At 70.5% G+C, this 7,389-nt stretch carries 8 protein-coding genes; 1 reads left to right on the forward strand and 7 read right to left on the reverse strand.

Features of this window, described 5'->3' with window-relative positions; genetic code table 11:
• Nucleotides 1-93: 93 nt before the first annotated feature.
• Together AB8Z75_RS27205 and AB8Z75_RS27210 are read right to left on the reverse strand one after the other, a co-directional pair.
• Nucleotides 94-891, reverse strand: a complete 798-nt coding sequence (locus tag AB8Z75_RS27205) for an SDR family NAD(P)-dependent oxidoreductase (RefSeq protein WP_369206484.1) — start codon at nt 889-891, stop codon at nt 94-96.
• A 67-nt stretch (nt 892-958) separates the two neighbouring features.
• The gene (locus AB8Z75_RS27210; RefSeq protein ID WP_369206486.1) at nt 959-2,404 is read right to left on the reverse strand and encodes an MFS transporter; all 1,446 of its coding nucleotides are present in this window, start codon (nt 2,402-2,404) and stop codon (nt 959-961) included.
• A gap of 731 nt (nt 2,405-3,135) precedes the next feature.
• Between AB8Z75_RS27210 and AB8Z75_RS27215 the strand changes: the two genes are divergently transcribed.
• Nucleotides 3,136-3,597 carry a MarR family winged helix-turn-helix transcriptional regulator gene (locus tag AB8Z75_RS27215; RefSeq protein WP_369206488.1) on the forward strand — a complete coding sequence of 154 codons (462 nt, stop codon included), beginning with the start codon at nt 3,136-3,138 and terminating at the stop codon, nt 3,595-3,597.
• 175 nt (nt 3,598-3,772) lie between these two features.
• Here AB8Z75_RS27215 and AB8Z75_RS27220 read toward each other — a convergent pair whose 3' ends face one another.
• The 5 genes from AB8Z75_RS27220 to AB8Z75_RS27240 form a co-directional block, all read right to left on the reverse strand.
• A complete protein-coding gene (locus AB8Z75_RS27220) occupies nt 3,773-4,531 on the reverse strand; it encodes a YqjF family protein (protein ID WP_369206490.1) in 759 nt (252 codons plus the stop codon).
• A 61-nt stretch (nt 4,532-4,592) separates the two neighbouring features.
• Nucleotides 4,593-5,807, reverse strand: coding sequence for a cation:proton antiporter (locus AB8Z75_RS27225; protein ID WP_369206492.1), 1,215 nt, complete (start codon nt 5,805-5,807; stop codon nt 4,593-4,595).
• Between the two features lie 6 nt (nt 5,808-5,813).
• A complete protein-coding gene (locus AB8Z75_RS27230) occupies nt 5,814-6,296 on the reverse strand; it encodes a cation:proton antiporter regulatory subunit (protein WP_369206494.1) in 483 nt (160 codons plus the stop codon).
• Nucleotides 6,297-6,508: 212 nt separating this feature from the next.
• On the reverse strand, nt 6,509-6,646 hold the full coding sequence (locus tag AB8Z75_RS27235) for a hypothetical protein (RefSeq protein ID WP_369206496.1): 138 nt from the start codon (nt 6,644-6,646) through the stop codon (nt 6,509-6,511).
• Nucleotides 6,647-6,824: 178 nt separating this feature from the next.
• Complete coding sequence (locus tag AB8Z75_RS27240) at nt 6,825-7,133, reverse strand: DUF3040 domain-containing protein (protein WP_369206498.1); 309 nt, start codon at nt 7,131-7,133, stop codon at nt 6,825-6,827.
• Nucleotides 7,134-7,389: the final 256 nt, after the last annotated feature.

Consider the following 7,389-nt stretch of genomic DNA (forward strand, 5'->3'; position numbering starts at 1 on the left):
GGGTGGGTGGGTGAGTGAGTGAGTGAGGGAAGGAGTGGTGTGGGCGTGTATGCGCCTGTGCTCTGTAGCCGCGGCTCAGTCAGAAAGCGCGGCTCAGGCGGGGAGTTGAGCCCGGCGGCCGGGCGCGGCGGACGACTGCATCGTCATCCCCCCGTCGACGACCAGGAGCTGCCCGGTGAGGTAGCGGGACTCGTCGGAGGCGAGGAAGACCATGGTGTGGCCGATGTCCTCTGGCGAGCCGAGACGGGGCAGAGCGTTGCCCTTCTTGAGGCTCTCGACGACGTCTGCGGGCAGGTTGTTCGCCAACGCGGGGGTCACGACCGCGCCGGGGGCGACAGCGTTGCAACGCACGTTCTGAGGCCCGTACTGGACGGCTGTGGACTTGGTGATGTTGACCACGGCGGCCTTCACCGCCCCGTAGGACGTCTGCAAGACGTCACCGACCAGCGCGGCGACGGACGCGGTGTTGATGATCGATCCGCCTCCCGCACGGATCATGTGCGGGAGAGCGTGCCGGGTACCCAGGAGTGTGCTGCGCAGGTTGCGGGCGACGGCACGGTCGAACTCGCCCATGTCCATGCGCAGTACGTCGAGGTCGACGCCCGGATTCGTGCCGCCCACGTGGTTGCAGAGCACGTGAAGGCCGCCGAACTCGCGGACGGCTGAGGCGATCATGCCGGCGATCGAGTCCTCGTCCGTGACGTCCACCGTAACCGCCAGGGCGTGTCCGCCGTCCTTTGCGATGAGCGCGGCGGATTCCTCGGCGGCTGCGGTGTCGTAGTCGGCCACCACGACGCGGGCGCCTTCGAGGCTCATCAGCTGCGCGGCGGCACGGCCGATGCCGCTGCCCGCCCCGGTGACGACCGCGACCTTGTCCTTGAGACGTTCCATGATTGTGCTTCCTTCGCTCTGCCGGTTGGCCTGTGGGGTCAGCCGCTCCGCCGGTCGGCCTGTGGGTTCAGCGGGCGACGCCGACGGCGGGAGCCGCCGCGGTCTGCCGCCCTGGAGCGGGACGGTTGGGTCGGGGGATGAGGAGAGTGACGGCGATGCCGAGGAGCGCGGCGACCATGGCGACGACGTAGGTCGTGCGGAAGCCCTGCTCGGTGGGCACCGAGACCGAGCCGAGCTGCGTGCTCATACTGGCGAGGATCGCGGCCATCACCGCGCTGGAGGACGAGGTGCCGACCGATCGCATCAGTGAGTTGATGCCGTTGGCGGATGCCGTCTCGTTGGCGGGCACCGCCCCCATGATCAGGGCCGGGCTCGCCGCGTAGGCGATGCCGACACCGGCGCTGACGATCAGCGACATGACGATGATCTGCCAGACCTCGGCCATGAGCAGCAGCCCCGCACCGTATCCGAAACCGATCACGCACAGGCCCGTCAGCAAGGTCACGCGGGCGCCGTGCCTGGCGGTGATGCGGGCGGAGAGAGGCGCGAAGGCCATCATGATCAGCCCGCTCGGTGCGAGTGCCAGCCCGGCCGCCAGTGTGGACTGTCCCAGGCCGTACCCCGTCGCGGAGGGCGACTGGAGCAGCTGCGGCAGTACCAACGACGTCGCGTACATGGCGAAGCCGACCAGGAGAGAGGCCAGGTTGGTGAACAGGACGGGGCGGCGCGCGGTGACGCGGAGGTCCACCAGCGGATGCGCGACGCGCAGTTCGTACCAGCTCCACACCAGCAGTACCGCGGCGCCACCGGCGAACAGGCCGAGAGTGGAGCCGCTGGCCCAGCCCCAGCTGCCGCCCTTGGTGGCGGGCAGGAGCAGGCACACCAGGCCGACGGACAAGCCGAGGGCTCCGAGTGCGTCGAAGCGCCCCGGGGACTGGTTCGGGGACTCCCGCAGCAGCGCCACCACCAGCGCGAGGCAGATCGCTCCCAGACCTGCGGCGAACCAGAACAGCACGTGCCAGTCGGCGTACTGCACGAGAGCGGCCGACGCCGGCAGGCCGACGGCGCCGCCGACGCCGAGAGCGGCGCTGACCAGGGCGATGGCTCCGCCGACCCGTTCGGCGGGCAACACGTCACGCAGGAAGCTGAGCCCGACCGGTATGACGCCGGTGGCCAGGCCCTGCAACGCCCGGCCTGTGACCACCGGTATCAGGCTGTCCGACACGGCGCAGAGTACGGAGCCCACCACGACCAGAGCCAAGCTCGCGATGATGACCCTGCGTTTCCCGTACATGTCGCCGAGCCGCCCGGCGATGGGCGTGACCACGGCCGCGGCCAGCAGGGTCGCGGTGACCGCCCAGGACGCGCTCGAAGGTCCCGCGTGCAACAGCTGCGGCAGCTGGGGAATGATCGGCACGATGAGGGTCTGCATCAGCGAAATCACGACACAGCTCAGGGTGATCACAGCAGTGACGGCCCCTGACCCCGCTGTGCGGACGGCTTTGGCTGGCAACGAAACGCTCCTTGCTCAGAGGGAGCCCGCCGTGGGCGAGCTGGGTTGTTCGAGTGCCGCCGAAGGGGCACGCGGCGACGACCGCACGGCCCGGGCCCTGCCCTTCGCCCTCCGCGCCTCCGCCCTCCGCGCCTCTGGCGCGGGCAGGAGGCGCAGGCAGCAGACCACTGCGGTCACGGGCCATCCGTGACACGTTGTGACGCGCCGTAACGTACTGTGACGCCGACGGGTACTGTGGTCACGCAGCTGTCGCCGGTGAGGGCTCGACCGGCTCACCGGGCCCGCCCCGGCCAGGTTCGACAGCCGGGCCGACTCGGCGCCCCTGTCGTGCCCAGCACTGCTCGGCCGAGGTGTCGCGGTCCGAGGGCGGCTCAGCGCGGCGCACCCATGCGCATCACCGGCCTGACCGGGCCACGGCGCGGCGCTCGCGGGCCCCGGCTCGTCCGGTGGGCGCGGGGTCCCCTGTCGACGCGCGGGTGCCATGATCCTCGGGGTTTCCGCGCCCCGGGGCGAGACGGAGAACCCCGAGCTCGGTGACTGGTGTGAGGTGACAGGTCTGTACCGTCGATCTCGCGGCCGAGGTGTCCCCACGGCACGCGATGAGCTGCATGAACACATTGTGCATGTTACATACACAAGGCATCCTCGTGCAACGCCTCCGCTGCGACCGCTCAGAGTGGGGCGTGGGCGCGCACACCGGCGGACTGAAACGACATGGAAAGAAGGTCACGATGAAGGAGTCGAGCGAGCAGGAGCGCCGCCTGGGCGACCTGGAACGAGAGCTGACTCTGCTGTCCCGGCATTTCATCGCTTCGCGCGGCCCGCGTATCGGTCAGAGTCTGGACCGCTCGGCCTACGTCCTGCTCACCCGGCTGGAGACGGGCGAGCCGCTCACGCTGAAGGAACTGGCGCACACCTTCCAGGCCGACGTGTCCACCATCAACCGGCAGGTCAGCGCCATGCTCCGACAAGGCCTCGTGGAGCGCATCCCGGACCCCGCCGGAGGCGTCGCACGCAGGTTCCGGCCCACCCCCTCCGGATTGGAGCGCTTGGAGGCGGACCGGGCGATCAGCCGTGCGGGGGCCGCCCGGCTCATCGAGGCGGCGGGATGGACCGAGGAGAAGACCCAGCAGTTCCTCACCCTGATGGTCGAGTTCAACCACGGCATCGAACAGCTCGAAGGCCCCGCGTAGACCCTTCGCACCAGGGACCGCCCGGCCCGCGGACCGAGCCGGAAGCCCCTGCTTGGCGGCTCCACACGGCCCAGTGGCCTCCATAGCGGCTCCGCACGGCCCAGCGGCCTCCATAGCGGCTCCACACGGTCCGGCGGCCGGCTCGTCGGCAAGGCCGCCTCCGCGTCCGGGCCCGTCACGGGGTGGGCAGACCACCCGGGCGCGCGGGGCGGCCGAAGCGGACCGGCACGCCGGGCGAGTACAGCACACTCACCGGTGGCCCAGCAGGTGTGGGCAATCCGGCTGCGGTCACCAACTCGTCCTCGCACTCCAGCAGTTCGGCCCGGTGCAGCGGCCAGCGCGGGTGTGCGTTGGGCATGTACACCGGTCGGCCGAAGAAACTGTTGTGCATACCCCAGCGGGCGGTCAGGAAGTGTTCGAGGGCGCTTGGCTCCTCGATCCGCTCACCGACCCGCACCCTGATCCGGCAGCCCAGCCCGCGCGGCCCGGGCCGGCGTCGGCTGCTGACATAGCTGACGGTGTCCGCGTCACGGCGAATCGCCATACTGGCCCAGAAGTACGGCAGCCGGAAGATGCTGCGCGCGACGGCCACAGGGAGCAACCGCGACGCCTCCAGCGAGCAGAAGACGACACCGCGTCGGCCGTGCCGGTCCACCGAGTAGAGACGCACGTTGGTCTCGGGGAAGGTGCCGAAGTACGGGACACCCGGCAGCCCGAACCAGCCCACCCGGTGCATCCGGAACGCCACCAGACCGACGTAGGTGAGCCCGTCGAGGGTGTCGGGAACGGTCCCGGCCGGCAGCAGCGGAGCCACATCCGCAGGATCGAGGGCCCAGTGCAGGAACGACAGGTCGAGCCAGGACTGGGTGGTGAGCGCGAGACGGATCGCGCGCGCCGGGTCGGGCGTTATCGACTCGGCGGCGGCGCGTTCCATGGCACCAGCGTCGCACACCCTCACGGCCGTCGGACGGGGCCCGGGGACCGCTGATCCTGTCTCAGCTGTTGGTGCGGACGATGTCGGCGGGTTCCGCCGGGGCGACAGGGGCCTGCGCGGCGGTGCGCCGGCGGGTGAGGCGGCGGGCGAGGGGCTCGGTCCAGCGGGCGGTGAGCGGCCCGATGATGACGAGAATGAGCACGTAGGCGGTGGCCAGCGGACCGATGCGGGGCTCGACCCCCACGGCAAGACCTGCGATCACGATGGAGAACTCCCCACGGGCCACCAGGGTGCCTCCGGCACGCCAGCGGCCCGCGGTCTTGATTCCGGCGCGGCGGGCCGCGTACCACCCGGTGGCGGTCTTCGTCAGTGCGGTGACGACGGCGAGGACGAGTGCGGGAACGAGGACGGGCGGGATGTCCGCGGGGTCGGTCGAGAGTCCGAAGAAGACGAAGAAGACGGCGGCGAAGAGGTCACGCAGTGGGGTGAGGAGGCTGCTGGCGCCCTCGGCGACCTCTCCGGACAGGGCGATGCCGACGAGGAACGCGCCGACGGCCGCGGACACCTGGAGTTCCTGGGCGATGCCGGCGACCAGAAGGGTCAGACCGAGGACGACGAGGAGGAGCATCTCGGCGTTGTCGGAGGAGACCGCCTTGCTGATCAGGCGCCCGTGGCGCAGGGCCAGGTAGAGAACGGCGGCGACCGTGCCCAGCGAGATCAGCAGGGTCAGGGAGCCGCCGGCCAGGCTGACTCCGGCGAGTAGCGCGGTGAGGATCGGCAGGTAGACGGCCATGGCCAGGTCCTCGATGACCAGCACGCCGAGGATGACGGGGGTCTCGCGGTTGCCGAGGCGTCCGAGGTCGCCGAGGACCTTGGCGATGACGCCGGAGGAGGAGATCCAGGTGACCCCGGCCAGCGCCACGGCACCGACCGGCCCCCAGCCGAGGATCAGCGCGGCGAGGGCACCGGGGAGCGCGTTCAGTACGAAGTCGACCGCTCCGGACGGATACTGCGTCTTGAGATTGGTGACGAGGTCGGAGGCGCTGTACTCCAGTCCGAGCAGGAGCAGGAGCAGGATGACGCCTATCTCGGCCCCGGTGGCGACGAACTCCTCACTCGCCTGGAGAGGGAGTATGCCTCCGTGGCCGAAGGCGAGGCCCGCCAGCAGGTAGAGCGGGATGGGTGAGAAACCCACACGTCCGGCGAGGCGCCCCAGGAGACCGAGGGCGAGAATGATCGCCCCGAGTTCGATGAGCATGGCGGTGGTGTTGTGCACGGGCGTCTATCCTCCGATGATCAGTTCGGCGACGGCGTCTACGCCTTCCCGGGTTCCGACGACGACGAGGGTGTCGCCGATGGCGAAGCGGAAGTCCGGGGTGGGCGACGGGACAGCCGCGGTACGGCGCAGAACGGCGACGACGGAGGCGCCGGTGCGGGTACGCGCCTGGGTGGAGCCGAGCGTGCGGCCTGCGTACGGCGAGCGTTTGGTGACCTCGATGTGTTCGGTGACCAGGTCGATCTCGACGTGCTGATGCAGATGGGCCACCGGGTCGGTCAGCAGGTTCGCCAGCACGGTCGCCTCGTGCGGTGTCAGGGTGGCCGCGTCTTTGCAGCTGTCGTCGTCCTCGGGGTCGTGGAAGGCGAGGATGCGCCGGCCGTCCTGGTGCACGACGACCGACAGGTGGGGGCCGGCGCCGGTTTCCAGGTCGTAGCGGGTGCCGACTCCGGGCAACGACGTTTTGCGAGTGTGGATGGAGGGCTCCATGACGTGCTCCAGAAGGGCGCGGATCGGGGTGTGCGGGCAGCAGGTGTCGCAGCAGCTCCGGCTGTGCAGCGGCAGATGCCTGTTCTGCCTGCCCGGAGGGAGGCCCGTGCGGCGTGACCGGCCGGACGGCGTCCGTACGCTGTCGGCGCACGCGCCCAGTGCGCGCCCCTGGCCTGGTCCGGCAGGGACAGCGGTCCGGGGAACCGGGAGCGTCAGCGGCAGCGCAGGCGGCAGGTATCCGGCACGCTGCCGCGCGCGGCGTTCTCGACGCGCGCCGGGACGGGTGGCGGTGCCGGTGGGCGACTGACCACCGCGACGGACAGGTAGAGGGCGTGGCTCCCTTGACTCATGTCAGGCCCCCTCGCCCCCTCGGTGCCGTGGCCGTCAGCTGCCAGGACTTTACGCAAGCATCCACCCGCTCAATGGAGCGTAATGCTTCGGCAAAGGATTGTAGCGCAGGAACAATGACGCGGATGTGATGTTGCTACCGCGCAAGGGGAGAAGAAGGGCGTCGCTCGGTCCGCGCGCTCAACTCGCCGAAGGCCCGTTGCCGCGCACCTGGCCAGGAGGCGACGGCCGGCGCCGCTCGGGGTCGAAGAGGTGTCCGGCGGCCCCGGCCACCACGAGGCCGGACGTGAGGAGTATGCCGTCGCTGATCACCACGCCGAGGCCGAACAGGGTGACGCCGACAGCCAGGGACGACCAAGCGGCACCGCGCCGGTACTCCCGTGGCCGGCACGGCCGGCCGCTCTCCATGGCGCGCGCGAACCGCGGATCCTCACTCCGCATCCGGGCCTCCATCTCGTCCAGGAAACCGTTGCCGTGGCGGCCGGCCATGACTCCCTCCCCCCTCCCGCTCCCGCACTGTCCCCACAGCGGCGACGCACGACAGCAGCGGTGGCCATCGGCCCGCGGCCCAGGAGAGCCGGTGCCGACTCCCTCTCCACGATCGTGCGGCCTCGCAGCTGCCGCCATCCGCAGTGGCACCCATTCCCCGGGGTGCGGAGGCTGTACTTGTGCCGGTCGTCGGCCCCGCGGCCGGCACAAGTACCCTCTCGGACGTGTGGCAGCGGAAGTAACCCCTGACCACACC

Origin of the sequence: Streptomyces sp. PU-14G, from assembly GCF_041028275.1 — a bacterium.
Lineage (GTDB): Bacteria > Actinomycetota > Actinomycetes > Streptomycetales > Streptomycetaceae > Streptomyces.